The sequence below is a fragment of the Ectopseudomonas alcaliphila genome (genome assembly GCF_900101755.1).
GTDB lineage: Bacteria > Pseudomonadota > Gammaproteobacteria > Pseudomonadales > Pseudomonadaceae > Aquipseudomonas > Aquipseudomonas alcaliphila.
This window is the reverse complement of the sequence record NZ_FNAE01000001.1, coordinates 1,341,408-1,367,959: the sequence shown is the minus strand read 5'-3', so window position 1 is coordinate 1,367,959 and position 26,552 is coordinate 1,341,408. Positions and strand designations below refer to the sequence as shown.

General features: G+C 65.6%; 26 protein-coding genes. 15 read left to right on the top strand and 11 right to left on the bottom strand.

Annotation, left to right across the window (positions count from 1 at the left end):
* Positions 1-71 precede the first annotated feature (71 nt).
* Both pbpC and BLR77_RS06525 read left to right on the top strand, forming a co-directional pair.
* Positions 72-2,393, top strand: coding sequence for a peptidoglycan glycosyltransferase PbpC (gene pbpC, locus BLR77_RS06530; RefSeq protein ID WP_074676089.1), 2,322 nt, complete (start codon positions 72-74; stop codon positions 2,391-2,393).
* A gap of 200 nt (positions 2,394-2,593) precedes the next feature.
* Positions 2,594-4,525, top strand: coding sequence for a methyl-accepting chemotaxis protein (locus BLR77_RS06525; RefSeq protein WP_074676088.1), 1,932 nt, complete (start codon positions 2,594-2,596; stop codon positions 4,523-4,525).
* 15 nt (positions 4,526-4,540) lie between these two features.
* On the opposite strand, the gene BLR77_RS06520 is transcribed toward BLR77_RS06525, so the two are convergent.
* The 8 genes from BLR77_RS06520 to BLR77_RS06485 all read right to left on the bottom strand — a co-directional run bounded on the left by BLR77_RS06520 (position 4,541) and on the right by BLR77_RS06485 (position 10,203).
* Positions 4,541-5,668 carry a GGDEF domain-containing protein gene (locus tag BLR77_RS06520; RefSeq protein ID WP_074676086.1) on the bottom strand — a complete coding sequence of 376 codons (1,128 nt, stop codon included), beginning with the start codon at positions 5,666-5,668 and terminating at the stop codon, positions 4,541-4,543.
* Between the two features lie 163 nt (positions 5,669-5,831).
* Positions 5,832-6,281 carry a DMT family transporter gene (locus BLR77_RS06515; RefSeq protein ID WP_074676084.1) on the bottom strand — a complete coding sequence of 150 codons (450 nt, stop codon included), beginning with the start codon at positions 6,279-6,281 and terminating at the stop codon, positions 5,832-5,834.
* Between the two features lie 41 nt (positions 6,282-6,322).
* Complete coding sequence (locus BLR77_RS06510; RefSeq protein WP_074676083.1) at positions 6,323-6,808, bottom strand: GNAT family N-acetyltransferase; 486 nt, start codon at positions 6,806-6,808, stop codon at positions 6,323-6,325.
* A 16-nt stretch (positions 6,809-6,824) separates the two neighbouring features.
* Positions 6,825-7,382 carry a DUF4136 domain-containing protein gene (locus BLR77_RS06505; protein WP_238380553.1) on the bottom strand — a complete coding sequence of 186 codons (558 nt, stop codon included), beginning with the start codon at positions 7,380-7,382 and terminating at the stop codon, positions 6,825-6,827.
* 18 nt (positions 7,383-7,400) lie between these two features.
* A complete protein-coding gene (locus BLR77_RS06500; RefSeq protein WP_074676072.1) occupies positions 7,401-7,982 on the bottom strand; it encodes a DUF4136 domain-containing protein in 582 nt (193 codons plus the stop codon).
* Positions 7,983-8,057: 75 nt separating this feature from the next.
* Positions 8,058-8,807, bottom strand: coding sequence for a methyltransferase domain-containing protein (locus BLR77_RS06495; protein WP_074676070.1), 750 nt, complete (start codon positions 8,805-8,807; stop codon positions 8,058-8,060).
* Positions 8,804-9,109 (bottom strand): nucleotide pyrophosphohydrolase, encoded by a 306-nt coding sequence (locus BLR77_RS06490; RefSeq protein ID WP_074676069.1) that lies wholly within the window; start codon positions 9,107-9,109, stop codon positions 8,804-8,806. The genes BLR77_RS06495 and BLR77_RS06490 overlap by 4 nt, the downstream gene beginning before the upstream one ends.
* Positions 9,110-9,345: 236 nt before the next feature.
* Positions 9,346-10,203: a MaoC family dehydratase gene (locus tag BLR77_RS06485; RefSeq protein WP_074676067.1), complete on the bottom strand. Its 858-nt coding sequence runs from the start codon at positions 10,201-10,203 to the stop codon at positions 9,346-9,348.
* A 189-nt stretch (positions 10,204-10,392) separates the two neighbouring features.
* Here BLR77_RS06485 and BLR77_RS06480 point away from each other — a divergent pair, with 189 nt between their 5' ends.
* Positions 10,393-11,385 carry an AraC family transcriptional regulator gene (locus tag BLR77_RS06480; protein ID WP_074676065.1) on the top strand — a complete coding sequence of 331 codons (993 nt, stop codon included), beginning with the start codon at positions 10,393-10,395 and terminating at the stop codon, positions 11,383-11,385.
* 102 nt (positions 11,386-11,487) lie between these two features.
* Here BLR77_RS06480 and BLR77_RS06475 read toward each other — a convergent pair whose 3' ends face one another.
* Positions 11,488-12,843, bottom strand: a complete 1,356-nt coding sequence (locus tag BLR77_RS06475; protein WP_074676064.1) for a 3-oxoacyl-ACP reductase — start codon at positions 12,841-12,843, stop codon at positions 11,488-11,490.
* Positions 12,844-13,074: 231 nt separating this feature from the next.
* On the opposite strand from BLR77_RS06475, the gene BLR77_RS06470 reads away from it, so the two are divergent.
* From BLR77_RS06470 to BLR77_RS06445, 6 genes are all read left to right on the top strand, one after another.
* The gene (locus tag BLR77_RS06470) at positions 13,075-14,352 is read left to right on the top strand and encodes an acetyl-CoA C-acetyltransferase (RefSeq protein WP_074676062.1); all 1,278 of its coding nucleotides are present in this window, start codon (positions 13,075-13,077) and stop codon (positions 14,350-14,352) included.
* Positions 14,353-14,771: 419 nt separating this feature from the next.
* A complete protein-coding gene (locus tag BLR77_RS06465) occupies positions 14,772-16,211 on the top strand; it encodes a cytochrome ubiquinol oxidase subunit I (protein WP_074676060.1) in 1,440 nt (479 codons plus the stop codon).
* A gap of 2 nt (positions 16,212-16,213) precedes the next feature.
* Positions 16,214-17,221, top strand: coding sequence for a cytochrome d ubiquinol oxidase subunit II (cydB, locus tag BLR77_RS06460; RefSeq protein ID WP_074676058.1), 1,008 nt, complete (start codon positions 16,214-16,216; stop codon positions 17,219-17,221).
* A 10-nt stretch (positions 17,222-17,231) separates the two neighbouring features.
* Entirely contained in the window at positions 17,232-17,381 is a 150-nt protein-coding gene (locus tag BLR77_RS06455; RefSeq protein ID WP_074676056.1) for a DUF2474 domain-containing protein, read from the top strand.
* 70 nt (positions 17,382-17,451) lie between these two features.
* Positions 17,452-18,894, top strand: coding sequence for a TldD/PmbA family protein (locus BLR77_RS06450; RefSeq protein WP_074676054.1), 1,443 nt, complete (start codon positions 17,452-17,454; stop codon positions 18,892-18,894).
* Positions 18,894-20,213, top strand: a complete 1,320-nt coding sequence (locus tag BLR77_RS06445; RefSeq protein ID WP_074676052.1) for a TldD/PmbA family protein — start codon at positions 18,894-18,896, stop codon at positions 20,211-20,213. The genes BLR77_RS06450 and BLR77_RS06445 overlap by 1 nt, the downstream gene beginning before the upstream one ends.
* A 3-nt stretch (positions 20,214-20,216) precedes the next feature.
* Here the strand turns inward: BLR77_RS06445 and BLR77_RS06440 are convergent, their stop codons facing one another.
* Positions 20,217-20,513, bottom strand: coding sequence for a type II toxin-antitoxin system RelE/ParE family toxin (locus BLR77_RS06440; protein ID WP_074676050.1), 297 nt, complete (start codon positions 20,511-20,513; stop codon positions 20,217-20,219).
* Positions 20,501-20,758 (bottom strand): type II toxin-antitoxin system Phd/YefM family antitoxin, encoded by a 258-nt coding sequence (locus BLR77_RS06435; protein ID WP_074676048.1) that lies wholly within the window; start codon positions 20,756-20,758, stop codon positions 20,501-20,503. The genes BLR77_RS06440 and BLR77_RS06435 overlap by 13 nt, the downstream gene beginning before the upstream one ends.
* A 163-nt stretch (positions 20,759-20,921) precedes the next feature.
* Here BLR77_RS06435 and BLR77_RS06430 point away from each other — a divergent pair, with 163 nt between their 5' ends.
* The 6 genes from BLR77_RS06430 to BLR77_RS06405 are packed head-to-tail and all read left to right on the top strand — an operon-like array spanning position 20,922 to position 26,463.
* Positions 20,922-21,941: a substrate-binding domain-containing protein gene (locus BLR77_RS06430; protein WP_074676046.1), complete on the top strand. Its 1,020-nt coding sequence runs from the start codon at positions 20,922-20,924 to the stop codon at positions 21,939-21,941.
* Positions 21,925-22,929 carry an ABC transporter substrate-binding protein gene (locus BLR77_RS06425; protein ID WP_074676045.1) on the top strand — a complete coding sequence of 335 codons (1,005 nt, stop codon included), beginning with the start codon at positions 21,925-21,927 and terminating at the stop codon, positions 22,927-22,929. Before BLR77_RS06430 ends, BLR77_RS06425 begins: the two co-directional genes overlap by 17 nt.
* Positions 22,930-22,942: 13 nt before the next feature.
* Entirely contained in the window at positions 22,943-23,800 is an 858-nt protein-coding gene (locus BLR77_RS06420) for an ABC transporter permease (RefSeq protein ID WP_238380552.1), read from the top strand.
* Positions 23,797-24,591: an ABC transporter permease gene (locus BLR77_RS06415; RefSeq protein ID WP_074676043.1), complete on the top strand. Its 795-nt coding sequence runs from the start codon at positions 23,797-23,799 to the stop codon at positions 24,589-24,591. Before BLR77_RS06420 ends, BLR77_RS06415 begins: the two co-directional genes overlap by 4 nt.
* Positions 24,588-25,619 carry an ABC transporter ATP-binding protein gene (locus BLR77_RS06410; RefSeq protein WP_074676041.1) on the top strand — a complete coding sequence of 344 codons (1,032 nt, stop codon included), beginning with the start codon at positions 24,588-24,590 and terminating at the stop codon, positions 25,617-25,619. Before BLR77_RS06415 ends, BLR77_RS06410 begins: the two co-directional genes overlap by 4 nt.
* On the top strand, positions 25,612-26,463 hold the full coding sequence (locus BLR77_RS06405; protein WP_074676039.1) for a phosphodiesterase: 852 nt from the start codon (positions 25,612-25,614) through the stop codon (positions 26,461-26,463). The genes BLR77_RS06410 and BLR77_RS06405 overlap by 8 nt, the downstream gene beginning before the upstream one ends.
* Positions 26,464-26,552: the final 89 nt, after the last annotated feature.

Here is a 26,552-nt window from a genome sequence, read left to right as displayed (position 1 = left end):
AAGTCTTGGCAAAATGCTGATCCGCTCCTCTTGCCCATTTATGGGAGAGGGGCTGGGGGAGAGGGCCTTGCATGCCCCGCCTAACCCGCCGCTGGCTCCTTATCCTCCTGCTTCCGCTATTCCTGCTCTGGCTAGCCGACCGCCTCTTCCCGCTGCCTCTGCCCGAAGACGATCTGGCTCGCGTCGTGCTGGCCGAAGACGGTACGCCGCTCTGGCGCTTCGCTGATCGTGACGGTGTATGGCGTTATCCGGTGACGCCGGATGAGGTCTCGCCCTATTACCTGGAAGCGCTGCTGACGTACGAAGACCGCTGGTTTCGCCAGCACCCCGGCATCAACCCGCTGGCGCTGGGCCGTGCGGCCTGGCAGAACCTCACTGGCGGGCGTGTGGTGTCCGGCGGCAGTACGCTGTCGATGCAGGTGGCGCGGCTGCTCGATCCGCATGGCCGTGACCTGCCTGGCAAACTCAAGCAGCTGTGGCGCACGGCGCAGCTGGAGTGGCACCTGTCCAAGGATGAAATCCTCACCCTGTACCTCAATCGCGCGCCTTTTGGCGGCACCTTGCAGGGCGTGGCTGCCGCCAGCTGGAGCTACCTGGGCAAACCGCCGAGCCAGCTGACCCGTGCCGATGCTGCACTGCTCGCGGTGCTGCCGCAGGCGCCCAGCCGCTTGCGCCCGGACCGTCACCCCGAGCGGGCCCAGGCGGCGCGTGACAAGGTGCTGCGGCGCCTGGGCGAGTTTCAGGTATGGCCGCAGGCACAGGTGGATGAAGCGCTGGAAGAACCGGTGTTTCTCGCCCCGCGCCGTGAGCCGAGCCTGGCACCCTTGTTGGCGCGACGCTTGAACCGTGCCGGCAGCCCGCCGCTGATTCGCACCACCCTCGATGCCGGTTTGCAGCTGCGCCTGGAAGATCTGCTGCTGGGCTGGCGGGCGCGACTACCGGAGCGCACCTCGGCGGCGATCCTGGTGGTGGAGCACGAAAGCATGGCCGTGCGCGCTTATCTGGGTTCGGTGGATATCAGCGATACCGCGCGCTTCGGTCACGTCGACATGGTCCGCGCGCTGCGCTCGCCCGGCTCGACGCTCAAGCCTTTTCTCTACGGCATGGCCCTGGATGCTGGGTTGATCCATTCCGAGTCGCTGCTGCAGGACGTGCCGCGGCACTACGGCGACTACCGCCCCGGCAACTTCGCTGCCGGCTTCATCGGCCCGGTATCGGCCAGCGAGGCGCTGGCCACCTCGCTCAACCTGCCGGCCGTGCAACTGCTCGAAGCCTACGGGCCGAAGCGCTTCGCCGGCGAGCTGCGCAGCGCCGGTGTGCCGATTCGCCTGCCGGCGCTGGCCGAGCCGAACCTGGCGCTGATCCTCGGTGGCGGTGGCTCGCGCCTGGAGTCGCTGGTGGCGGGCTACAGCGCTTTCGCCCGCGGTGGCATGGCGGCCAAGCCTCGTCTGCAGCCGAGTGATGAGCTGCGCGAGCGGCGTCTGCTGTCGCCCGGCTCGGCCTGGATCACCCGGCGTATTCTCAGTGGCCAGGCGCGCCCGGATCGCGACCCGCGTGCCTACCTGGCGCAGCGTCCGACCCTGGCCTGGAAGACCGGCACCAGCTACGGCTTTCGCGATGCCTGGGCCATCGGCGTCGGCCCGCGCCATCTGATCGGCATCTGGATCGGTCGCCCGGATGGTACGCCGGTGCCTGGTCAGTTCGGGCTGGCGTCCGCTGCGCCGCTGTTGCTGCAGGTACACGATCTGCTGGTCAATCGCGATAGCCAGCGTGGTATCGCCGCCCCGCCTGACCTGCAGCCTGCCGAGGTTGGCGTGGCAGCCATCTGTTGGCCGTTGGGGCAGGCGATGAGCAAGGACGACCCCAACTGCCGGCGCCTGCGCTTCGCCTGGACACTGGAGGGCACCACGCCACCGACGCTGCTGGCAGCTGATCAGCCCCTGGGTAGCGGTTTGCGCGAGCGTTATTGGGTCAATGCCGAAGGACACCGTGTCGGGCCCGGTTGCGCGGGGGCCGAGACGCGGGAGCTGGCCCTGTGGCCGGCTCCATTGGAGCCCTGGCTGCCACGTCGTGAACGGCGCGCGGCACGTTTGCCGAGCGTCGATCCAAGCTGCCCGCCACCCCGTAGCAATCAGGTGGCACCGCTTTCCATTGTCGGCGTACGCAATGGCGATCGTTTGCGTCGGCCGCAGGGCAGTCACGAACCACTAAGGCTCAGCCTGTCGGCACTGGGCGGCAGTGGCCGGCGCTGGTGGTTCCTCGATGGCCGGCCGCTTGGTGACACTGCGCTGGATGCGCCCTTCAACCATGTCTTCGACAGCGGCAGGCATCAACTGAGCGTGCTCGACGAAGGTGGTCAGACCGCTCGTCTGGAATTCAGCGTAGGGCCCTGACGCGACTCGCTGGTGGTATGCGGGCGCCGACCGCTCTGGTCTGAGCCCTGACCATCACTGCAAATCCTCCGGTCTGCGGCGAATAAAACCTGGTGGTGACGCGCCGATATGAAATCTGGCGGTAACCGATTTGCAATTTGTGTACATTTTTGTATCCAATTGCCTGGTCAAACTCCAAACCACCACCGGGAGAAGCCTCCATGCGCCTCTGGCAACGCAGTATTCAGTGGCAATTGATCCTCAGCATGGGCGCCGCCCTGTTGGCCAGCATTCTGATAGTCGTCGGCATCTACTCTGCGGTGGTCAATCGCCTGACCGAGCGCTACCTGATCGAAGAAGCGCTGCCCGCGCGGGTGCTGGCGATCCGCAATGACCTGGAGCGGGTGCTGACTGCGCCAATCACCGCCAACGCCTCGATTGCCGAGAACAGCCTGGTGCAGGACTGGCTGACCGCTGGCGAGGATGCTTCCCGGCGTGACGAATTTGCTCGCTACCTGGAAGGCGTGCGCGCCCAGCAGAACGCCATGACCACCTCCATCGTCGCTCTGGCCAGTGGCAACTACACCACCGGTGAAGGGCTGATGCGCACCCTCGATCGCAGCCAGGCGGAGAACCAGTGGTTCTATCGCCTGGTCGACAGCGACCGTGACCGGGTGCTGGAAATCGACATCGACAAGACCACGCGGCTGCCCACGCTGTTCATCAACCAGCGCATCAAGCGCGAAGGCAAGACCCTCGGCGTGTCAGGGCTGGGCTACAACCTGGCAGACATGTCGAAGATGATCAGCGAATTCCGTTTCGGCGAGCGTGGTCAGGTGTTTCTGATCGACAGCCAGGGCAACGTCAAGGTGCACCCGCGTTCGCAACTGAGCGGTAGCGGCAAGCTCGGCGAACTCTTCGGCGCCGATGCCAGCCGCCAGGTACTCGCCGGCGACAGCCGAGCGGTGCGCTTCGAACGCGATGGCGAGACCTTTCTCGCCGTGGCGCAGAAGTTCGCCAGCATCGACTGGCTGCTGGTCAGCGAAGTGCCCGAGGCCGAAGTCTACGCCGAGGCCCGTCAGGCGCTGCTGATGACCAGCCTGATCGGTGTGGCCGTGGCGCTGTTGTTCCTCGGCCTGGTGGTGCTGCTGGCGCGTGGCCTGGTGCGACCGATTCGTCAGGTGACACTGGCGCTGGTGGAAATCGGTGGCGGTGGCGGTGACCTGACGCGGCGTCTGGATGAATCGCGAGCCGACGAGCTGGGCGACCTGGCGCGTGGCTTCAACCGTTTTCTCGCCAGTCAGCGCGATCTGATCGGCGATGTACTGGCTACCAGCGAGCGTTTGCGCACGGCGGTCGGCCAGGTGGCGCGGGTGGTGGAGAACACCGCAGGGCGCGCCGGTCAGCAGCAGGAAATGACCGACATGGTGGCCACTGCCGTGCACGAGATGGGCCTGACCGTGCAGGAGATCGCGCGCAATGCCAGCAACGCCGCGCAGTCCTCGCACAGCGCACGTGAAGAAGCGCAGAGCGCGCGTCAGGTGGTGGGCCAATCCATCGCCCATATCGAGCGGATGTCCGCCGATATCGGCAGCGCAGCGGGTGCGGTGGCCGAGTTGGCCGAGCAGGTCGCTTCCATCGATCAGGTGTTGGCGGTGATTCGCGGTATCTCCGAGCAGACCAACCTGCTGGCGCTTAACGCCGCCATCGAGGCCGCGCGCGCCGGGGAGATGGGGCGTGGTTTTGCTGTGGTGGCAGACGAAGTGCGCACCCTGGCCAGCCGCACCCAGGCGTCGACCGACGAAATCCAGCAGATGATTCAACGCCTCAAGCAGGGCGCGGAAACGGCCGTCAGCTCCATGCACGCGGGGCAATCGGCCACCGGTACCGGCGTCGAATCCAGTCAGCGCACCGGGCAGTCGCTCGGCGCCATCACCGGGCAGATCGAGCGCATCAGTGACATGAACACCCAGGTGGCAGCGGCGACCGAAGAGCAGAGCTCGGTGACCGAGGAGATCAACCGCAACGTGCAAGGCATCGCCGACCTGGCGCACGCCACCGCCGGAGAGGTGCGCGCCTGTCGTGAGGATTGCCAGACCCTTAGTCGTCTGGCCGATGATCTGGCCGGGCAGATGGGCAAGTTCAGGCTGTAATCCTGAGCTCCGTTCTCAGTGCTCAGCTGCAACCAGGCGGTTGCGGCCTTCGCGCTTGGCACGATACAGCGCGCCGTCGACGCGTCTGAAGAAGGCGTCGGCGTTGCCGTCCTGACGGCTGCTGAAACAGCCGACGCCGAGGCTGGTGGTCAGCTCCACGCGCTGACCGGTCAGCTGCAGGCCTTCCGCTTCCAGTTCCTGGCGAAAGTGTTCGGCCAGCTCCCAGGCCTGTGCCAGGGAGGTGCCCGGCAGCAGCACTCCGAATTCTTCGCCACCCAGGCGCAGCAGCGCGTCGGCATCGCGGCGAAACACCTTGCGCATGCGTTCGGCGAACGCGCTCAGGCAGGCATCGCCACCGGCATGGCCATGTTCATCGTTGACCTTCTTGAAGAAGTCGATATCCATCAGTACCAGCGACAGTGGCTCGCCCTGGCGCACCGCATTGGCCACCAGGCTGGGGAACAGGTTGTTGAACTGATAGCGGTTGCCCAGCTGGGTCAGGCTGTCGGTGCGGCTGAGCAGATCGAGCTGGCTCTGCTGCTCCAGCAGCTTCAATTCCAGATCGAGGGTGGCGCGGTATTCACGATGATTACGGCCGAGCACCAGCACCAGATAGCTGAGGTAGACGGTCAGGGTGATCAGCATCGCATGCTGTTGCTGCCAGTTCAGGGCCATCACCGCCAGGCCCGGCAGGTAGAGCAGGGCCAGTGCCAACAGGGCGCGGCCACGGCGCATGGCGAAGTTGAAGGTCATTGCCGTGCTGAAGGCCACCGTGGCCAGGGTGGCGATCATTTCCGAGTCGTTGTAGTTGTCATTGTATAGCGCCAGCGCGTGGGCCTGGCCCCAGCACAACGAGGTCAGGAGGATCAGGCCCCAGTGACGATCCAGCCAGCGCTGCAACTGTTCAGGGCTGTCGAGGTCATCGGGACGGTGCAGCAGGCGCGCTGCCAGGAGTACGGCGAACACTGCGCTGCCCAGCACGCCGCTGACCATCAGGCTGCCCGGTGCCGCGCTGAATACCCAGGTCAGCAGCCAGGCGAGGACATAGAAGAAGCTCCCCAGACGCGTGCGGATGCGGGTGTCATCCACCTCACGCCACAGGGCGAAGGTATTGGGCTGGCGCGGTACTTCGGCGTCGGTCATCGTGTTCGGCCTGCCACCGCTGGCGGCCACCTCCGGGCCGTCGCAGGCGACGTCAGAGCCTTCTCCAGGAGGCTTTTTTTGTGATCACAGAAGCTGCTTGCCTGAGCATAGCGCCTTTTCGTGAGCGCGAGGATGTCCATTTGCCAGTATTTGCCGCCGCTTGTCAGCCGCGGCGAATCATCCAGATGCCGGCGACGATCAGCAGCAGGCCCGCCACCTTGCCAAAGGTGATCGGCGCTTCGCGAAAACCGGCCCAGCCGAAATGATCGAGCGTGATGGCCATGGCCAGTTGTCCGGCGATCACCAGCACCATGAACAGCAGTGCGCCGACCCGCGGCCCGGCGAAGGCCGCTGTGGCGATGAAGAAGGCACCGAGCAGGCCACCGCTCCAGTGCCACCAGGTAAGTCCCTTGAGCGCACCGAGACCAGGCATCTCGCGCTGGCTCAGGGTCATCAGCAGCAGCGCCAGGCTGCCGACGGCGAAGGAGATCAATGCGGCGGCGAAAACGCTGGAAAGCTGGCGGGCGAGCTGGCCGTTGATGCCCGCCTGCAGAGGCAGCACGGCGCCGGCGAGAAAGGGCAGGGCCAGCAACCAGCCGCTGATGTGGTTCATGGGTAACTCCAGAGAGGACAATCGGGTGACGGGCGAGGGCGTTACGGCAGGGCTTTTTCCAGTTGCACCAGCGCCACGCGGCTACCATCCGGGGCGCGGCGTTCGACGATGCCGACGGCCTGGTAGCCCAGGCGGGCATAGAGCAGCAGCCCGCCTGCATTGGCGTTGAAGCAGGACACCTTCATCAGTGGCGCCTTGTAGCGCTCGCGGGCGATCTTCTCCATCACCTCCACCAGGTACTGAGCGACGCCCTGACTGCGCGCCCAGGGCGCCACCATCAGGTTGCCCAGGGCGCAGAATTCGCCGTGCTGCCACTGGTAGAAATTGGCGAAGCCGGCGACCTTCCCATCAAGTTCCACCACGGTGCTTTCGCGCCGCTCGGCGATGGCGGCGGCGAGCTGTCCGACGTTCAGCGGCCAGATGGCTTTCGGGTAACAGAAGAACAATTCATCGAGGTTCTGTGGGAAAGCGACCACGTCACCGAGGTCGCTGGCCGTGGCCGGGCGGTGTTGCAGGTTGGCGTTCAAACCGGAGGGTCCTTGTTCAGCGCGGTGGATATTGCGAGAGCACCTGGGTGACGGTTTCGCGGATCGCGCGTTCGCGTTCAGCGGGTGTGGGTGGCTGGCTGCGCATGATCTGCTCGCCGCTGCCGCGCCAGACCAGTTTGCCGTCCTTGGCGTCGTACAGATCGATCTGCAGGGTGGCGACCTTGTAGTCGACCCGGCGGGTTTCGGTGAAGGCCGGGCCGCCCCAGTAACCGCCCCAATAGCCACCCCAGCCGCCGCCGTATTGGGTGGTGATCTGGTCCTGGCGCTCGTCGACGATCAGCACGCTTTGCACCTTGAGGTCGCCCTGGCCATCGGCCGCCTGGCGCAGGCCTCGCTGGTCGAGCTGCTCGGTCACGGCCTGGCTGATGCGCGCCTCGGTGATATCGCTTTTCAGGCGGGCGTCATTGGGTTGATAGGCGAGCTTGTCGTCCATCCAGCTCCAGGTGCGGTAGGCGGCGAAATCACGACTGGGGTCGAAGTCGCGCTCCAGGCTGACGCTGGCGCAGCCACTCAGCAGCAGGGCCAGGATCAGGTAGGACAGGTTACGCATGATGCTCTCCAGGGCAGTCGATCAATAGGGGGGATAGCCGTCCAGCGCGCTGCGGATGGCCGCGCGCATGGCGTCGGCCTGCGCCGCCTGGTCCTTGCCGGCCACGGCTTCGCCGCTGCCTGACCAGACCACCTGGCGGTCGCGTGGGTCGATCAGTTCGATGCGCACCACGGCCACTTTCTGTTCGTAGGTGCGCACGATAGGGACGCTACCGTAGGCGCCGTAGCGGCGGTCCCAGTGGCTGCCGGTGCCGTAGTAGCCACCGACGTTGTCCTGATATTGGCGCAGGCGGGTTTCCTGGCTGATGCGGGCGTTGACCAGCACGTCGCCAGGGCCATCGAGTGCCGGACGCAGACCGTACTGGTCGAGGCCGGCGCTGACGCTGTCGGCCAGCTGATCACCGCCTGGCGCACGGCCATCCAGCCAACTCCAGCTGCGGTAGCGGCCGTAGTCGCGCGGTGCGGCCGGGTAGGCGCTGCGGTCGAAGGTGGTGGCCGCTTCGGGTGGTGCCGGTGGCATCGGCAACGACTCGGCCTGATAGGGGTTCGGGCTCTGGCAGGCGGCCAGCAGCGGCAGGATGAATATGGCTATGGCGGTGCGCATGGTCGTCTCCGTGGTCGCGCGCGATATCCCCGATGGCTTCAGGCTACGCCGGACTGCCGGCTTCGTCCAACGCGCTCAGATGGGTCGGCAGATCCAGTGCAGGTAGCGACCCAGGCCGGTGAAACTCGGGTGGCGTCGATGCGCCAGCTCCATTTCCAGCAGGTCGATCAGCTCGGCCCTGGCCTGGAATTCCTGCGGCATGTAGTCATGGAAAACACGCACGCCGCTACGGCTTTCGACCTGCCAGTACGCGCCAAGTTGCGTGGCCAGTTGGCGTGGGTCGACCGGTTGCTGTGGGGTCAGGCTTTGCTTTTCGCCGGCGAAGCGTTCCTTGCGCAGCTTGCGAAAATGGCCCTTGAGCAGGTTGCGGTAGATCAGCGCGTCCTTGTTGTAGAACGCCAGCGACAGCCAGCCGTCCTTGGAAGTCAGTTGGTGTAGCACCGGCAGGATGGCTGCCGGCTCGGCCAGCCATTCCAGCACGGCATGGCACAGCACCAGATCGAAAGGCTCCTGCAGCTGGCCGAGCAGTTCCTGCCAGGGCGCTTGAATGAACGTGGCGTGCTGTCCGGCTTCGGCGAAGCGCTGGCGTGCCCCTTCGAGCATGGGTTCGGCGGGCTCGGCCAGGGTGACCTGGTGGCCGCGCTGGGCCAGCCACAGGCTCATGTGACCGAGACCGGCACCGACATCCAGCACGCGCAGTGGGCGCTCCGGCAGGGTTTCGGCCAGGTCGGCCTGCAGCACGGCGAGGCGGATGGCACCCTTGGCGCCGCCGTAGATCTTCTCGGCGAAGCGGGTCGCGAGTTCGTCGAAGTGGCGGTCGCTCATTTGAGGAAGCGCCGTTCGTTGTCGGCGAGCTTGTCGAGCACCGCCTGATTCATGTCGATGCCCAGTTCACTGCACAGCTGCAGGAGATAGAGCACCACATCGGCCACTTCCTGACCGGCGTGGGCGAGCTGTTCGGGAGGCAACTGGCGGGACTGCTCTTCGCTCAACCACTGGAAGATTTCCACCAGCTCGGCCATCTCCACGCTGGCGGCCATGGCCAGGTTCTTCGGGCTCTGGTAACGGCGCCAATCGTTGTGATCGCGAATGGCGTGCATGCGGGCGGTGAGTGCAGCGATGTTCATGGTGCGGCTCCTGTCGAGCCGCATAGCTTCGGCTCGAACGGAGGCGACCGCAAGTCGTTGGCGGGAAGGCGTCGGCAGAGCAGAGACTTTTGTGGGAGCGAGCTCTGCTCGCGAAGCTTTTCCGCTGGCCAGATTCGCGAGCAGAGCTCGCTCCTACGCAAACGCATAGCCCGTAGCCCGGATGCAATCCGGGGCGGATGTTCTCGATATCAGCTCCCGGATAACGTCGGGCTACGTCAGACAGTCAACGGCTGCCAGCTACCGGCCATATGCGGCGTGTCCTTCTCGCCGATCAGGCGGAACTGGCCGCTCGGGCCGGGCTCGCTGGCCAGCAGGGCGACATGGGTCGGCAGCAGCACCGGCTTCTGAAAACGCACCTCCACCTCGTAGCCGGCCTGCGGCAGGTGCGCCTGCAGCGCCGCCAGGCTGCGCGCCTTGTTCCACAGACCGTGGGCGATGGCGCGGGGGAAGCCGAACAGCCGTGCCGTCACGGCAGACAGGTGGATCGGGTTGTAGTCGCCGGCCACCCGCGCATAGCGTCGCCCGGTGTCGGCAGGGGCGGCCCAGTCGAGCAGTGGCGCCAACTCCAGCGGTTCTTGCTCAGCACGTGGCTGCGGCTGCCCTTCAAGACGCAGGGCGCGACAGAGGATGCGGCTGTCACCTTCCCAGAGCAGGCCGAGCTGATCTTCCAGGCGGGTGACCAGGCTGAAGGTGGCGCCCTTGTCGTGCGCTTGCAGGTCGTTGACCTGCACGCTGATCTGGAACGGTCCCAGCCCGCCCAGTGGGCGCAGTACACGGATACGATTCTCCAAATGCACCAGGCCCAGCAGCGGGAAGGGAAAGCGGCGGTCGGTGAGCAACTTCATCTGCAGGCCGAACGCGAGCACGTGCGGATATACCGGCGGCAGGTACGGGCTGTCTTCGATGGCGCAGACCTGGCGATAGCGCGCCAGGTGTTTCGGCTCCACGTCCACGCGGCAGCGCAGGCCGAGGTTGGGTAGCTGGCGGCCAGTCACCTTGCGGCGCAGGGCTGCGCGCAGGAACAGACCAGGCAGGGCAGGTGGTGCATCGAGATCGAGCCAGTCGATGGCCATTGGCGAACTCCTTGGCGAGTGAATGTCTGCAGCTTAACCCTCAGACCCATGCTGGCATTGGCTGTTCTGCCCCGAGCTTGCGCAGGGTAGTCAATCCGTCTGTTACGCGGTTTGCGCGCGGCGGCTCGCTGCCCCTAAGATGGCGCGGTTCACGAATAACGCTCACGAATAAGAAGAACAGCAGGAATCATGCGTGATCTGACCGACGATGTGGCGCTGATGCGCCCGGTAATCGATGCCCTGCGTGCCAGCGGGGTCGATCCTGACCGTGTGCTGGTGCGTGTTGGCCTGCCTCCCGGCGGGCTTCCGGCCGGCCGCTTTCCCCATGCTGCACAAGCAGCGTTCTGGAAGGCCGCCAGCGATGAATGCGGCGAGGAGCACGTCGGGCTGTACCTGGCCCAGCATCTGCCTGCTTTCCATGGCCTGCTTCTGGAATACCTGTTTCTCTCCAGCGAAACCTTTGGCGCGGGTCTGCGTCATGCGCTGCGCTACGTGCGCCTGCTCTCCGACACCCTCAATGCGCGCCTTGATGTGGACGGCGAGGTAGCCGTGCTGACGTTGGGCCTGGAGGCCGATACGCCGCGTCATTTCCCCGAGATGCTGGCGGGCGCGGTGATCCGTCTGTTCGCGGCCTTGACCGAAAACGATTTTCGCCCGCGAGAGGTGCGCTTCATGCATGCCGAGGGCGCACCCGCTGAGCGCTACCAGGCGGTCTACGGTTGCCCGGTGCGGCTGGGTGCCGAGGATTGCGCGCTGCTGTTCGACGCTGCGGTGCTGGACAAGGCCTCGCGCCATGCCGCGCCGGAATTGCTGCGCATGCACGAGTCGCTGGCGCGGCGGCAATTGGCGGAAGTCGAGCGGCTGGATCTGGTGCGCCAGGTGCGCGAGCTGATCGCCGAGTTGCTGGTCGATGGCGGTGCCACCCTGGAGCAGGTGGCCGGTCGCCTGAACATGCCGGCGCGGCGCTTGCGCGAGCGACTGGCCATGGCCGGTGTGCGCTTCAACGACCTGATCACCGATTACCGCTGTCGCCTGGCCAAGGAGCTGTTGCTCAAGACCGATGAGCGTATCGAAGTGATAGTCGAGCGTACCGGCTTCTCCGAGCCGAGCACCTTTTACCGCGCGTTCAAGCGCTGGGTCGGGGAAACACCGGTGGAGTTTCGCAAGCGCGGCAAGATGTGAAGTCGTAGGGTGCGTCGTTCGCACCTAACATCATGCGTCCAGGCAGTAGGGTGGGCCGGGCGGCGATCCGCTTCAGCCCACCAGCCCACCAGCGCAACGGTCTCAGGCGCCCAGCAGGCTCTGCCCGCACACGCGCAGCACCTGCGCGGTCACTGCGCCCGAGCCCGGCTGGGCGAACCAGGCCACGGCCTCGGCGACGTCCTGCGGCAGGCCGCCCTGGCTCATGGAGTTCATGCGTCGCCCGGCTTCGCGGATGCCCAGTGGAATGGCGGCAGTCATCTGGGTTTCGATGAAGCCCGGCGCCACCGCGTTGATGCTGATGCCTTTCTTGGCCAGTGCCGGCGCCCAGGCCTGAGCCAGGCCGATCACGCCGGCCTTGCTCACCGCGTAGTTGGTCTGGCCCATGTTGCCGGCGATGCCGCTGATCGAGGCGATCAGCACCACGCGCCCGTTGTCGTGCAGCTTGTCGGCGTCCAGCAGCGCCTGGGTCAGCACCTGCGGCGCCTTGAGGTTGACGTCGATCACCGAATTCCAGAAGGCGTCGCTCATCTTCGCCAGGGTCTTGTCGCGGGTGATGCCGGCGTTGTGCACGACGATATCCAGGCCATCGGTCACGGCTTCGACCAGGCGCTGCGGCGCGTCGTCGGCGCAGATATCCAGGGTCACCGCGCGCCCGCCCAGGCGCGCCGCCAGGGCCTGCAGCGCATCGGCAGCCTGTGGCACATCGAGCAGCACCACCTCGGCGCCGTCACGGGCGAGCACTTCGGCAATGGCGGCGCCGATACCCCGCGAGGCGCCGGTGACCAGCGCCCTCTTGCCGGCCAGCGGGCGGGTCCAGTCCCTGACCTGTTCGTCGCAGGCGCCGAGACGCAGTACCTGACCGGAGACGTAGGCGCTTTTCGGCGAGAGGAAGAAGCGCAGCGCGCCTTCCAGTTGCTGATCGCCCCCCTTGCCGACATAGAGCAACTGCACGCTGCCGCCGCGACGGATTTCCTTGCCCAGCGAGCGGGTGAACCCCTCCAGTGAGCGCTGCACGCTGGCCGCGACAGGGTCTTTGATCGACTCGGGGGCGCGGCCCAGCACCACCACGCGCGGGCTGTTGGCCAGGCCCTTGAAGGTGGGCTGGAAGAAGTCGCGCAGCTCGATCAGTTGCTCGAAGCGGGTCAGGTGGCTGGCGTCGAATACCAGCGCCTTGAGTTTGGGGCCGTGTTCGGCGGTCCAGCGTGGCAGGTCGAGCTGGCCGTCGCGAGCGGCGAAGAGTTGGTCGGTAAGCTTGCCGGCGAAGGGCTGAATGGTCTTGAGCAGGTCGCCTTCACCGCCGAACAACAGGGCACCGTCAACCGGTCGCACTCGGCCGGCCATCCAGCGTTCCAGGCGCACGGGCGCCGGCAGGCCGAGGGCGCCAACCAGGCGGCGGCCGGTGGAGGAGTTGGCGAAAGCGAGATAACGATCGGACATGAAGGGCTCCTGCGGGCGAATCGAAAGTCGTGTCACTGTACGCGGCAGTTGGCAAAGCGCAATTGACTCTGTTGCCTCACGTGCCGGCAAGGCGGCCAATGTTCGCGCCCATCCGAGGTTTAGCCTGTGCGACCAGAAGGCTACAGTGTACGTCTCATGTTTCTGGGAACCGGCTGACGGGCAATAGTTCGCCACAGGTTTCTTCGATTTCTCGACCAGCAAGGAGTCACCATGACCCAGTTGCGCCGGGTCGCCATCGTAGGCGGCAACCGTATTCCGTTCGCCCGTTCCAACACCGTCTACGCCAGGGCGAGCAACCAGGAGATGCTGACCAGCGCCCTTGAAGGGCTGGTGGAGCGCTTCAATCTGCATGGCGAGCGCCTCGGCGAGGTGGTGGCCGGTGCAGTGCTCAAGCATTCGCGAGATTTCAATCTGACCCGTGAGTGCGTGTTGGGCTCGCGCCTGGCGCCGGAAACCCCGGCCTATGATCTGCAGCAGGCCTGCGGTACCGGCCTGGAGGCGGCGATTCTGGTGGCCAACAAGATCGCCCTCGGGCAGATCGACTGTGGCATCGCTGGCGGTGTCGACACCACCTCCGATGCGCCCATCGGCGTCAACGAAGGGCTGCGCCAGATTCTCCTTGAGGCCAATCGCGGCAAGAGCACTGGCGACAAGATCAAGAGCCTGCTGAAGATTCGCCCGCGCCACCTGGCGCCGCACATCCCGCGCAACGGTGAGCCACGTACCGGGCTGTCGATGGGCGAGCACTGCGAACTGATGGCGCAGCGCTGGGCCATCCCGCGTGACGAACAGGATCAGCTGGCGCTGGCCAGTCACCAGAAGCTGGCAGCGTCCTACGCCGAGGGTTGGCACGATGACCTGATGACGCCGTTCCTCGGCCTGACCCGCGACCAGAATCTGCGCCCGGACATCAGCGCGGAGAAACTCGCCACCCTCAAGCCCTGCTTCGAGCGCGGCCCGCGCGGCACCCTGACTCCGGCCAACTCCACACCGCTGACCGATGGTGCTTCGCTGGTGCTGCTGGCCAGCGAGGAGTGGGCCAGAGCCCGTGGCCTGCCCGTGCTGGCCTACCTGCGCGATGGCGAGGCGGCGGCAGTGGATTTCGTCCAGGGCAAGGAGGGCCTGCTCATGGCGCCGGTTTACGCGGTGCCGCGCCTGCTCGCACGCAATGGCCTGACCCTGCAGGACTTCGATTACTACGAGATTCACGAGGCCTTCGCCGCCCAGGTGCTGTGCACGCTCAAGGCCTGGGAGGACGCCGACTACTGCAAGGAGCGTCTGGGTCTGGATGCCGCACTGGGTTCCATCGACCGCAGCAGGATGAACGTCAAGGGCAGCTCACTGGCTGCCGGTCACCCGTTCGCGGCCACCGGTGGACGCATCGTCGCCAACCTGGCCAAGCTGCTGGCGGTGGCCGGTGAGGGGCGCGGCCTGATCTCCATCTGCGCCGCAGGCGGTCAAGGTGTGACCGCGATTCTCGAACGGTAATCCAATACGGGTGGTTGCAAGTCATCGCGACCACTCGATGTAAGCAACTCCGTGATTCGGGCGGCCCGCGTAGCGCGTGGCCGCCCTTTTTTTGCGCGCAGGTTCGCGGCGGGGCGCCGCTCCTACAGGTAGGTGCCACAGCTTTTCGTAGGAGCTCCGCCCCGGGGCGAAGCTTTTCTGGGCAGCGCTGCGGTGGCCTGTCGCGCGGCAAATCACCACAGCGCCTGTTGCGTCTTTAGCGGCTAGTCTTTTAGTGCGCATTGATCCAGATCAATGCGGCATTTCGCGCTTTTACTGCGCAGCCGTTCGGCTGCATTCCACTTCATAAGAACAATTTCAGCTCGTTTGACTCCAAGACCTGGAGTCTATGGATCGGCTTTGCGTGCTGGGGCCGAAATAACCCTGAATGAGGATGTGACATGTTCGGTCTAGAGGCGCTTGATCTCGCCCGAGTCCAGTTTGCCTTCACCATTTCCTTCCACATCGTCTTCCCGGCCATCACCATCGGTCTGGCCAGCTATCTGGCGGTGCTCGAAGGTCTGTGGTTGAAGAGCGGGAATACGCTATACCGCGACCTCTACCACTTCTGGTCGAAGATCTTCGCGGTCAACTTCGGCATGGGCGTGGTCTCCGGCCTAGTCATGGCCTATCAGTTCGGCACCAACTGGAGCGCGTTCTCCGATTTTGCCGGGGCGGTCACCGGGCCGCTGCTGACCTACGAGGTGCTCACCGCGTTCTTCCTCGAGGCAGGCTTCCTCGGCGTCATGTTGTTCGGCTGGAACCGCGTCGGGCCGGGTCTACACTTCTTCTCCACGGTGATGGTGGCCATCGGGACGCTGATTTCCACCTTCTGGATCCTGGCCTCCAACAGCTGGATGCACACGCCGCAGGGCTTTGAGATCATCGATGGCCGGGTGATTCCGGTGGACTGGTTCGCCGTGGTGTTCAACCCGTCGTTCCCCTATCGCCTGGCACACATGGCCACCGCGGCCTTCCTCGCCACCGCCTTCTTCGTCGGCGCCTCGGCGGCCTGGCACCTGCTGCGTGGGCGTGACAACCCGGCAATCCGCAAGATGCTGTCGATGGCGCTGTGGATGGCGCTGCTGGTGGCGCCGGTGCAGGCCTTCATCGGTGATCTGCACGGCCTCAACACCCTCAAGTACCAGCCGGCCAAGATCGCCGCCATCGAGGGCCACTGGGAGAACGTCGGCGACGAGCCGACGCCGCTGATCCTGTTCGGCTGGCCGGACATGGAGCGCGAGGAAACCCGCTTCAAGGTGGAGATCCCTGCGCTCGGCAGCCTGATCCTGACCCACAGCCTGGACAAACAGGTGCCGGCGCTCAAGGACTTCCCACCGGAAGACCGCGCCAATTCCACCATCGTGTTCTGGACCTTCCGCGTCATGGTCGCCATGGGCCTGATGATGATCCTTACCGGCCTGTGGGGCACCTGGTTGCGTCGCGGCGAGCGGCTGTACACCTACCGTCCGTTCCTGCATCTGGCCGTGTGGATGGGCCCGAGCGGGATCATCGCCATCCTCGCAGGTTGGTACACCACCGAGATCGGTCGCCAGCCGTGGATCATCCATGGCCTGATGCGCACCGCCGATGCTTCCTCCGGGCACAGCGCGACGCAGTTGGGCATTACCCTGACGCTGTTCGTGGTGGTCTATTTCGTCCTGTTCGGTGCGGGTATCGGCTACATGCTGCGCCTGGTGCGCAAGGGGCCGAAGATCGACGAGGGCAAGGAAGTGTCTTCCGGTGGCCCTGGCCAGCCGCGTACTCCGGCACGACCGCTGTCGGCTGCCGAAGAAGGCATGGAAGATGGCGAAACCGACACCTTGCCGGAGAGGAGCTGAACATGGGTATCGACCTTCCGCTGATCTGGGCGGTGATCATCGCCTTCGGTGTGATGATGTATGTGGTGATGGATGGCTTCGATCTGGGTATCGGCATCCTCTTTCCCTTCGTGCGTGATGATCGCGAGCGCGACGTGATGATGAACACCGTCGCGCCGGTCTGGGACGGCAACGAGACCTGGCTGGTGCTCGGTGGTGCGGGGCTGTTCGGCGCCTTCCCGCTGGCCTACGCGGTGGTGCTCGATGCACTTTATTTGCCGTTGATTCTGATGCTGCTGGGGCTGATCTTCCGTGGCGTGGCCTTCGAGTTCCGATTCAAGGCCAAGGCGCACAAGCGCCATCTGTGGGACAAGGCCTTCATCGGCGGCTCACTGACCGCCACGTTCTTCCAGGGCGTGGCGCTGGGTGCCTATATCGATGGATTCGAGGTGGTCAACCGGCGTTTTGCCGGTGGCGCGTTCGACTGGTTCACGCCGTTCTCGATCTTTTGCGGCGTGGCGCTGATCGCCGCCTACGCGTTGCTCGGCTGCACCTGGCTGATCATGAAGACCGAAGGTCGCCTGCAGCAGCAGATGCATGATCTGGGGCGACCGCTGGTGTTCGTGGTGCTGGCCGTGACCGGCATCGTCAGCTTGTGGACGCCATTTGCCCACCCGGATATCGCCGAGCGCTGGTTCAGCCTGCCCAACCTGTTCTGGTTCATGCCGGTACCGGTGCTGGTATTGCTGTGCACCTGGGCGCTGCTGCGGGCCGTGGCCAACAACGCCAACTACTCGCCGTTCCTGCTCACCCTGGCGCTGATCTTCCTCGGCTACAGCGGTCTGGGCATCAGCCTGTGGCCGAACGTGATCCCGCCGTCGATCAGCATCTGGGAGGCCTCCGCACCGCCGCAGAGCCAGGGCTTCATGCTGGTGGGGGCGCTGTTCATCATCCCCTTCATCCTGATGTACACCGCCTGGAGCTACTACGTGTTCCGCGGCAAGGTTACCCAGGACCACGGATACCATTGAGGTGCGGGCTATGACCAAGATCGAGCAAGAGAAGAAACCCTTGTGGCAGCGCCTGGGTTGGCTGGTGCTGATCTGGACGGCCAGCGTGCTGACCCTGGGCGCGGTGGCCTGGCTGCTGCGCCAGTTCATGAGCGCGGCGGGCTTGGGGACGCCGGGCTGAGCCCGGCGGTTGATCCGCACGGACGATTGTTTCCATACTGGCTCCCTTTGCCGCATGCCGAGGAGGCCCGATGTTCGCCCTCAGCGACACCCTGGAACGGCGCTTTGCCGCGCTGAAAACCACCGCCGATTTCTGGTCGCTGCGCCACGTGCAGGAGAGCCGGGAGTCCTACTGGGTGCGCCGACGGGTCGCGCAAGCGCCATCCTTCGGCGACGATGCCGGCGCCATGCTCAGCGTGCGCGTTGCCGGCGTCGAGGCCTATGCGGCCACCAGCGACCTCAGCCAGGCGGGGCTGCAGGCTGCGCTGGAGCGGGCTGAGCAGATGGCCCGTGCTCTGGCCGGGCATAACCTGCTCGATCTCAGCGACCTTCCACACCCGGTCGAACAAAGCGACGATGTGATGCCCGGTTACCAGCAGGCGCAGGCCAGTGCCGCACATTGGTTCGAGTTGCTGATGGCGGAGTCGGCGCTGATTCCTCGTGACGCGCGCCTGGTCGACAGCCATGTCGGCCTGACCTTTACCTGTCATGAACAGATCTACCTCAACAGTGCCGGCGCCCGCCTGCGCCGCGCGCAGCGCTATGTCTTCCCGCAGGTTGGGGTAACGGCCAGCGATGAACATGACAGCCAGAGCCGCAGCTTCGGTGGCAGCCATCTGGCGCGCCAGGGCGGTGCCGAGGTTCTGCCGCAGTTGGGCGTGATCGGCAGCGCCGCGCGCATCGCCGACGAGGCGTTGCAACTGCTGCTGGCGCCGAACACGCCGAACGGTGCACGTGACCTGCTGCTGATGCCGGACCAGATGATCCTGCAGATTCACGAGTCCATCGGTCATCCGCTGGAGCTCGACCGCATCCTCGGTGACGAGCGCAATTTCGCCGGCACCAGCTTCATCCGCCAGGAGGATTTCGGTCATTACCCATACGGCTCGGCGCTGCTCAACGTGACCTTCGATCCGAGTGTGCCGGGCGAGCTGGCCAGTTACAGCCACGACGACGACGGCACTCCGGCGCAGCGCCAATACTTGATCCGCGATGGCATACTCCAGCGCCCGCTCGGTGGTGCGCTGTCGCAGTGGCGCAGTGGCCTGTCGGGTGTGGCCAACAGCCGCGCCTGCAACTGGAACCGGCCGCCCATCGACCGCATGGCCAACCTCAACCTGGAGCCGGGCGACCAACGCCTGGCCGAACTGATCGGCGGCATCGAGCACGGCATCCTGATGAGCAACAACCGCTCCTGGTCGATCGACGATGCGCGCAACAAATTCCAGTTCGGTTGCGAATGGGGTCAGTTGATCGAAAACGGCGAACTCAAGGGCGTGGTGAAGAACCCCAACTACCGCGGCATCAGCGCGCAGTTCTGGCGAGATCTCAAGGCGGTTGGCGACGCCAGTACGTTCGAGATACTGGGCACACCCTACTGCGGCAAGGGCGAGCCCAATCAGGTGATCCGTGTCGGGCATGCCTCGCCCGCCTGCGTATTCGCCGATATCGACGTTTTTGGAGGGGCAGCCTGATGGATGCACGTCAGCATTTCAGCGCGTTGTTCGGGCACCTGCAGGCGCAGATCGGTGGCGAGGAGGGCTTCACCCTGGGCTATGGGGCGGAGGTGTCCAGCTTTATCCGTTTCAACCAGGGGCAGGTGCGCCAGGCCGGGCAAGTGCAGCAGGTATACGCCACCTTGTCGCTGTATCTGGGTCAGCGCCATGCCGAGAGCAAACTGGCGCTCAGTGGTGCGCTCGACGAAGATCTGCCGCGTCTGCAGCAGGCCTTGCAGCGCCTGCGCGACGTTCTGCCAACGCTGAGTGACGACCCTTATCTGCGTTTGAATCGCGAGGCCTGGCGCAGCGAATTGGCCGGTGATGCGGCGCCGCTGGATAGCACGGCCATGGCGCGGCAGATCATTGCTGCGGCCACGGGCCTGGATCTGGTCGGCTTTCTTGCCGTCGGCCCGCAGTACCAGGGCTTCGCCAGCTCCTGGGGCGCGTTCGGCTGGTACGCTGCGCACAGTTTCAACTTCGAGTTCAGCCTGTTTCACGGCAATGGCCAGGCGGTGAAAAGCGCCTATGCCGGTGAGCAGTGGGATGCCCAGGCGTTCGCCCGCAAGCTGCAGGGTGCGCGACAACAACTGGAGTTTCTCGGTCGACCGGCCAAGGCGCTGCAACCGGGTGCTTATCGTGCCTATCTGACGCCGGCTGCGCTGGAGGAGCTGGTCAGCCTGTGCTGCTGGGGCTTCGGTGCCCAGGCGCTGGCTTCGGGCGGCAGTCCCTTGCAGCGATTGTTCAGTGGCAAGGCCGAGCTCAGTTCGCTGGTGAGCATGGAAGAGCGCATCGAAGGCGGCCTGGCACCGGCCTTTACGCCGGAAGGGCCGCGCCAGCCGCTGTGCCTGATCAGCCAGGGGCGACCTGGCGAGCGTCTGGTCAGCTCGCGCAGTGCCGCCGAATACGAGCTGATCGCCAATGGCGCATGCAGTGGCGAATACCCGTTGTCATTGCGCATGCAAGGCGGTGAGCTGGAGGAACAGGGCGTGCTGCAACGGCTCGGCACCGGGCTGTATATCGGCAACCTGTGGTACGGCAACTTCTCCGACCTGCCGGCCGGGCGCCTGACCGGCATGACCCGCTTCGCCACCTTCTGGGTCGAGGACGGCCACATCCAGGCACCGGTCAACACCATGCGTTTCGACGACTCGCTGTTCGACTTCCTCGGCCCGAATCTGGAGGCGCTGACCCGCGAGCCGGAGCTGCTGTTGCCGGGCGCTACCTATGGCGCCAGGCAGACAGGCTCGATGGCGCTGCCGGGGGCCTTGCTGTCGCGGTTTACCCTGACGTTGTGACCCTTACTCGAGCATGTGAGCGCGTAGCACAAGCTCCTCTCGCATGATGTGGAGAATGAAAACCGCTGCCTCTGTAGGGCGGTAGAGGATTCGGCAGGGCGGGACGACGATTTCGCGATACACGGAGTGTGTACGCTCGTCAGGAATACGGCCCGACAGGGGAAAATCCGCCAAGCGCGCAACCGTTTCAACGACCTTCCTGATCAGCGCGCGAGCGGTATCGGGTTTGTCGAGGGCTATGTACTGCGCCAGATCCTCGAGTTGCTCGAGGGCGGGGTTCGTCCAGACTATTTCAGCCATTTGCTCAGCCGTTCCTTGGCCTGCTCATGGCTGACGGTGTTGCCCTCGAGCACGGCCCGTTCGCCGCGTGAGAGGGCATCCAGTAGGGCGAGGCGCTTCTGCATGAACTGGTAGTCATCGACATCCACCAGATAGGCCGAGGGCGTTCCGTGCTCGGTGATCAGCACGGGCTCTTTGGACTCGTGAAGCTCGGCAAGAATCTTGGTGGCTTGTCGCTTCAGGTTGGTGACCAGCTCGACTTTCATGGCGGGGGCTCGGTGCGCTAATGAAAGTGCTACTTTAGTGATACTTTTCTGCTTGGGCAATTGTTGACGAGGCTGACACCGAACTGTCATTCCCGTGTCGCGCGGCTGCCATCTCCTCCCGCTAAGTTGCTCGCCAATGAGATCGATCTCAAGGCGAGCGAGCATGACGGATCTGAAAGAAGTTGCCCAACGGGCAGGGGTTTCGCGGGCCACTGCCGCACGGGCGTTCGCCTCGCCGGACATGGTGCGCCCGCACACCCGCGAGCAGGTGTTCGCCGCGGCGCGCCAGCTGGGGTTTCGCCCCAATCGCCTGGGCCGCCAGCTGCGTTTGCAGACCACCCAGCTGATCGGCGTGGTGGTGCCCAACCTGCTCAATCCGGTGTTCGCCGAGCAGTTCCAGGCCATGGAGCAGGCGGCGCGTTCGCGCGGCTACAACCTGCTGCTGGCCACCACCGACTACCAGGCCGAGCGCGAAAGCGAGGTGGTCGAGGAACTGCTGCGTCAGCGCGTCGACGGCTTGGTGCTGACGGTGACCGATGCGCGCAGCAACCGCGTGCTGCAGAGCCTGGCCCAGGAAGACACGCCCTTCGTGCTGGCCTACCACCAGCCAGAGAATCCCAATTACAGCGCCGTCTCGGTGGACAACCGCGCCGGCATGGCGCTGGCCACTCGTCACCTGTTGGCTGCGGGCCACCGGCGCATAGGCATGGTCGCCGGCTCGGCCTTGCAATCCGACCGCGCGCGCCTGCGCTACGCCGGTTATCAGGACGCCATGCACGCGGCCGGGCTGCAGGCGTTGCCGCTGATCGAAATGCCCGCCCACACCCAGGCCGACTTCGCCGCCATCGCACCCTGGCTGCAAGGCCCACAGGCGCCCAGCGCGTTGTTGTGCTCCAACGACCTGCTGGCCATCAGCCTGATCAACGAGCTGCGCCGCAATGGTTGGAGCGTGCCGCGCCAGCTGTCGGTGATGGGCTTCGATGGCATCGCCCTAGGCACCCAGATGCACCCGACGCTGTGCAGCGTGGTGCAGCCCATCGCCGACCTGGCGCACACCGTGATCGACCAGTTGCTGGCGCTGATCGCCGGCGCCCCGCCCATTACCTACTGCCTGCCTTGCCATATCCGGCCAGGCGAGAGTATCCGCCCCTACGAGGACACAACCCATGACACGCTTGCGTAAAACCCTCGCGACCCTGCTGTTCTGCGGTGCTTCCAGCTTCGGCCATGCCGCCGAAACGGCGATCTGCTACAACTGCCCGCCGGAATGGGCGGACTGGGGCACGCAGCTCCAGGCGATTGCTGCCGACACCGGCGTGAAGGTGCCGCTGGACAACAAGAACTCCGGCCAGGCCCTGGCGCAGCTGGTGGCCGAGCGCGCCGCGCCAATGGCCGACGTGGTGTACTACGGCGTGACCTTCGGCCTGCAGGCGCAGAACGCCGGCGTGGTCGGCACCTACAAGCCAAAGGGCTGGGACGACATTCCGGCTGGATTGAAAGACCCGGATGGGCACTGGTTCGCCATTCACTCCGGCACGCTCGGCATCATGGTCAATGTCGATGCCCTCGGCGGTCTGCCGGTACCGCAAAGCTGGGCTGACCTGCTCAAACCCGAGTACAAGGGCATGGTCGGTTACCTCGACCCGTCCAGTGCGTTCGTCGGCTACGTGTCGGCAGTGGCGATCAACCGCGCCATGGGCGGTGATCTGGAGGACTTCACCCCGGCCATCGACTACTTCAAGAAGCTGGCGGGCAACTCGCCGATAGTGCCCAAACAGACCGCCTATGCGCGGGTGCTGTCCGGCGAGCTGCCGATCCTCGTCGACTACGACTTCAACGCCTACCGCGCGCGCTACAAGGACCAGGCCAACGTCGCCTTCGTGATTCCGACCGAGGGCAGCATCAGCGTGCCTTACGTGATGAGCGTGGTGGACAACGCCCCGCACCGGGCCAATGCCGAGAAGGTGCTCGACTTCGTGCTCTCCGATCAGGGCCAGGCGCTGTGGGCCAATGCCTACCTGCGCCCGGTGCGCCCGGTGCAGATGCCCGCCGAGGTGGCGGCGCGCTTCCTGCCGGCAAGCGATTACGCCCGCGCGGGGGTGGTGGATTACCAGAAGATGGCCGCGGTGCAGGAAGCCTTCGCCGCGCGTTACCTGAAAGAGGTGCGCTGAGGTGAGCAGCGCCCTGAGCAACCGCTCGGCCGTGACGGCCGACAGCCGGTCGCTGTGGCGTTGGCGGCCCGGCGCTGCCGTGGCGCTGGTGCCGGCTGCCGCGGTATTGCTGGCCTTCTGGATACTGCCGCTGGCCCACCTGGTGCTGCTCGGCGGCGAAAGCCGCGGCGAGGCGGGCAGTGGCTACTGGCAGGTGCTGAGCAGCGGCCAATATCTGAGCAGCCTGGTGCAGACCAGCGTGCTGGCCGCATCGGTGACCCTGGCGGCGCTGCTGGTGGGCAGCATCAGCGGGGTGTTCCTCGCCCGCCAGCGCTTCTTCGGCCGTTCGGCACTGGTCGCCCTGCTGACCTTTCCCCTGGCCTTCCCCGGCGTGGTGGTGGGCTTTCTGGTGATTCTGCTGGCCGGCCGCCAGGGCGTATTCGCCGCGCTGGGCCTGGGGCTGGTGGGCGAGCGCTGGGTGTTCGCCTACTCGCTGGCCGGGCTGTTTCTCGGCTACCTGTACTTCTCCATACCGCGGGTGATCCTCACGGTGATGGCTGCCAGTGAAAGCCTCGATGCCAGCCTGGAGGAGGCCGCCCGTTCGCTTGGCGCCAGCCACTGGCGGGTCACCTGGGACGTGATCGTGCCCGGGCTGATGCCCGCGCTGGTGTCCTGCGGCGCGATCTGCTTCGCCACCTCGATGGGCGCGTTCGGCACCGCCTTCACCCTGGGCACCCAGCTCAACGTCACCCCGGTGGCGATCTACAACGTGTTCACCAACTACGCCAACTTCAGCGTGGCCGCCGCGCTGTCGGTGATCCTCGGTGCGCTGACCTGGGTGGTGCTGTTGATAGTCCGCAAGTGGGTGCGAAAAGCCGGAGGGCTGCTATGAAACGCTCGACGCTGTTTGCCGCGCAGTTGATCTTCACTTGCCTGGTCTGCGCCTTCATGCTGGTGCCGGTAGTGCTGTCGCTGCTCGCCGGGCTGACCCGCAATTATTTCCAGGGGCTGTCCAGCGGCCTGACCTTCGACTGGCTGTTGCAGGTGTGGCAGGCCTATGCGCCGACGGTGTGGCTGTCGCTGCAACTGGCGCTGGCCTGCGCCCTGTGCGTCTGCGTGATCGGCGTGCCGGCGGCCTACGCCCTGGTGCGCATGAACAACCGCTTCAGCCGCGCCTTCGAGGAACTGATGGTGCTGCCGGTGGCGATGCCCGGCCTGGCCAGTGCCCTGGCGCTGTTGCTGACCTACGGCCACCTCGGCGGCTTTCGTGGCAGCTGGCTGTTCATTCTGGTCGGCCATGTGCTGTTCACCCTGCCGTTTCTGGTGCGCCCGGTGATGGCGGTGATGCAGCGTCAGCACCTGCCGACCCTGGAAGACGCCGCCGCCAGCCTCGGCGCCGGCCCGCTGCGGCGCTTCTTCAGCGTGGTGGTGCCCAACTGCCGGGCGGGCATCCTCGCCGGCGTGCTGATGGTCGTCACCCTGTCGTTGGGCGAATTCAACCTGACCTGGATGCTCCACACGCCGATGACCAAGACCCTGCCGGTGGGCCTGGCCGACAGCTACGCCTCGGCGCGGCTGGAAGTCGCCAGCGCCTACACCCTGCTGTTCCTGTTGATGATCGTGCCGCTGCTGATTGCCCTGCAGGCCATCAGCGCCCACCTGTCTCGTGGAGACCAACGATGACCGCTACCTCCATTCGCCTGCACAACTGCCGCAAGGCGTTCGCCGATGGCACCGTCGCCGTGGATGACCTCAGCCTGGAGATCCAGGCTGGCGAGACTCTGGCCATCCTCGGTCCCTCCGGTTGTGGCAAGACCACCACGCTGCGCCTGATCGCCGGGCTCGAACGCCCGGATGCAGGGCAGGTGCTGTTCGCTGGGCGTGACGTCACGCCCTTGCCCATCGAGCGCCGCGACGTGGGCATGGTGTTTCAGAACTACGCACTGTTTCCCAACCTCAACGTGGCCGACAACATCGGCTACGGCCTGAAGGTGCGCAAGGTGGCGCGCGCCGAACGCGAACAGCGCTGCGCCGAGCTGCTCGAGCTGGTTGGCCTGCAGGGCTATGGTCACCGCGCCATCCACGAACTGTCCGGCGGCCAGCGCCAGCGCGTCGCCCTGGCCCGCGCCGTGGCGCCACGCCCACGGGTGCTGCTGCTCGATGAACCGCTGGCGGCCCTGGATGCGCAGTTGCGCGAACGCCTGCGCAGCGAGCTGGGCCAGTTGCTGCGCGAGCTGGCCATTACCGCGGTTTTCGTCACCCACGACCAGGGCGAGGCCATGGCGCTGGGCGACCGCATTCTGGTCATGCAGCGCGGGCGCATCGCTCAGCTGGCCACACCGCGAGCGCTTTACCAGCAACCCGCCAATGCCTTCGTGGCGAATTTCATCGGCACCCTGAATGCCTTCGCGGTGCTCGGCCGCACGGCCAACGGCGTGCAGGTCAGCGGCGGCGAGTTGCCGTGGAGCGCCAGCGAGCTGCCGACCACCCTGTACTGCCGCCCCGAGCACCTGCGGGTGACCAGCGCGCCGGGTCACGTATGCGGGCGTTTGCTCGGGCAGTTCTTCCAGGGCGCACAGAGCCGCCTGCTGGTGGACGTGGGCGGCGCGCAGCCGCTGTCGGTGGACAGCAGCGATGACCACCTGCATACCCCCGGCGATTTGATCAACCTGGCCGTCGAGCCCCAACGCGTGTTCAGTCTCAATGTCTGATGTTATCCCCAGCACTTCGACCTTCCTGATCGCGCAGGTCAGTGACCTGCACCTCAAGGCCGGCGGCAAGCTGAGTTACGGAGTGGTCGACACCCTGGCGGCGCTGCGCCGTGCGGTCGATCACCTCAATGCCAGCCAGCCGCGCCCGGACATCGTGGTCATCAGCGGTGATCTGGTGGACTTCGGCCACCCGGACGAATACGCCGTGCTGCGCCCTGAACTGCAGCGCCTGGCCATGCCCTATTACCTGGTGCCCGGCAACCATGATGATCGCGCGCACCTGCTGGCCGCCTTCGCCGACCACGGCTACCTACCGCCGTCGCCCGAGGCGCCGCTGGACTGGGTGGTCGACAGCCACCCGGTGCGCCTGATCGGTCTGGACACCACGATTCCCGGCAGCCATGGCGGGCAGTTGCAGGACAGCCAGCTGCGTTGGCTGGATGCCCAGCTGGCGCTGCGCCCTCAGGTGCCGACGGTGCTGATCCTGCATCACCCGCCCTTTATCAGCGGCATCGGCCATATGGATCGCGAGCCGTTTCGCAATGCGGCGGCGCTGCAGCGCGTCATCGCTGGCCATTCGCAGGTGGAGCGGCTGCTCTGTGGGCACCTGCATCGCCCGATCCTGCGGCGTTTCGCCGGTAGCCTGAGTTGCGTCTGCCCCGGGGTTTCCCACCAGATCGTGCTGGACTTGCAGCCCAGCGCGCCGGCGCACTTCAACCTGGAGCCGCCGGGCTACCTGCTGCACCATTGGCATGCCGAACACGGCCTGGTGACACACTCCGGGGTGTTCGGTGAATACCCGGGGCCCTATCCATTCTATGACGCCAATGGGCTGATCGACTGAAAGGCGGTTTCCCTGGGGGCCACATCGCTCTGCCCAGGCTAGAAAGGCAGCCCGGTTTGAGCGCCGCGATATTCAGGGCCCCAGACGAT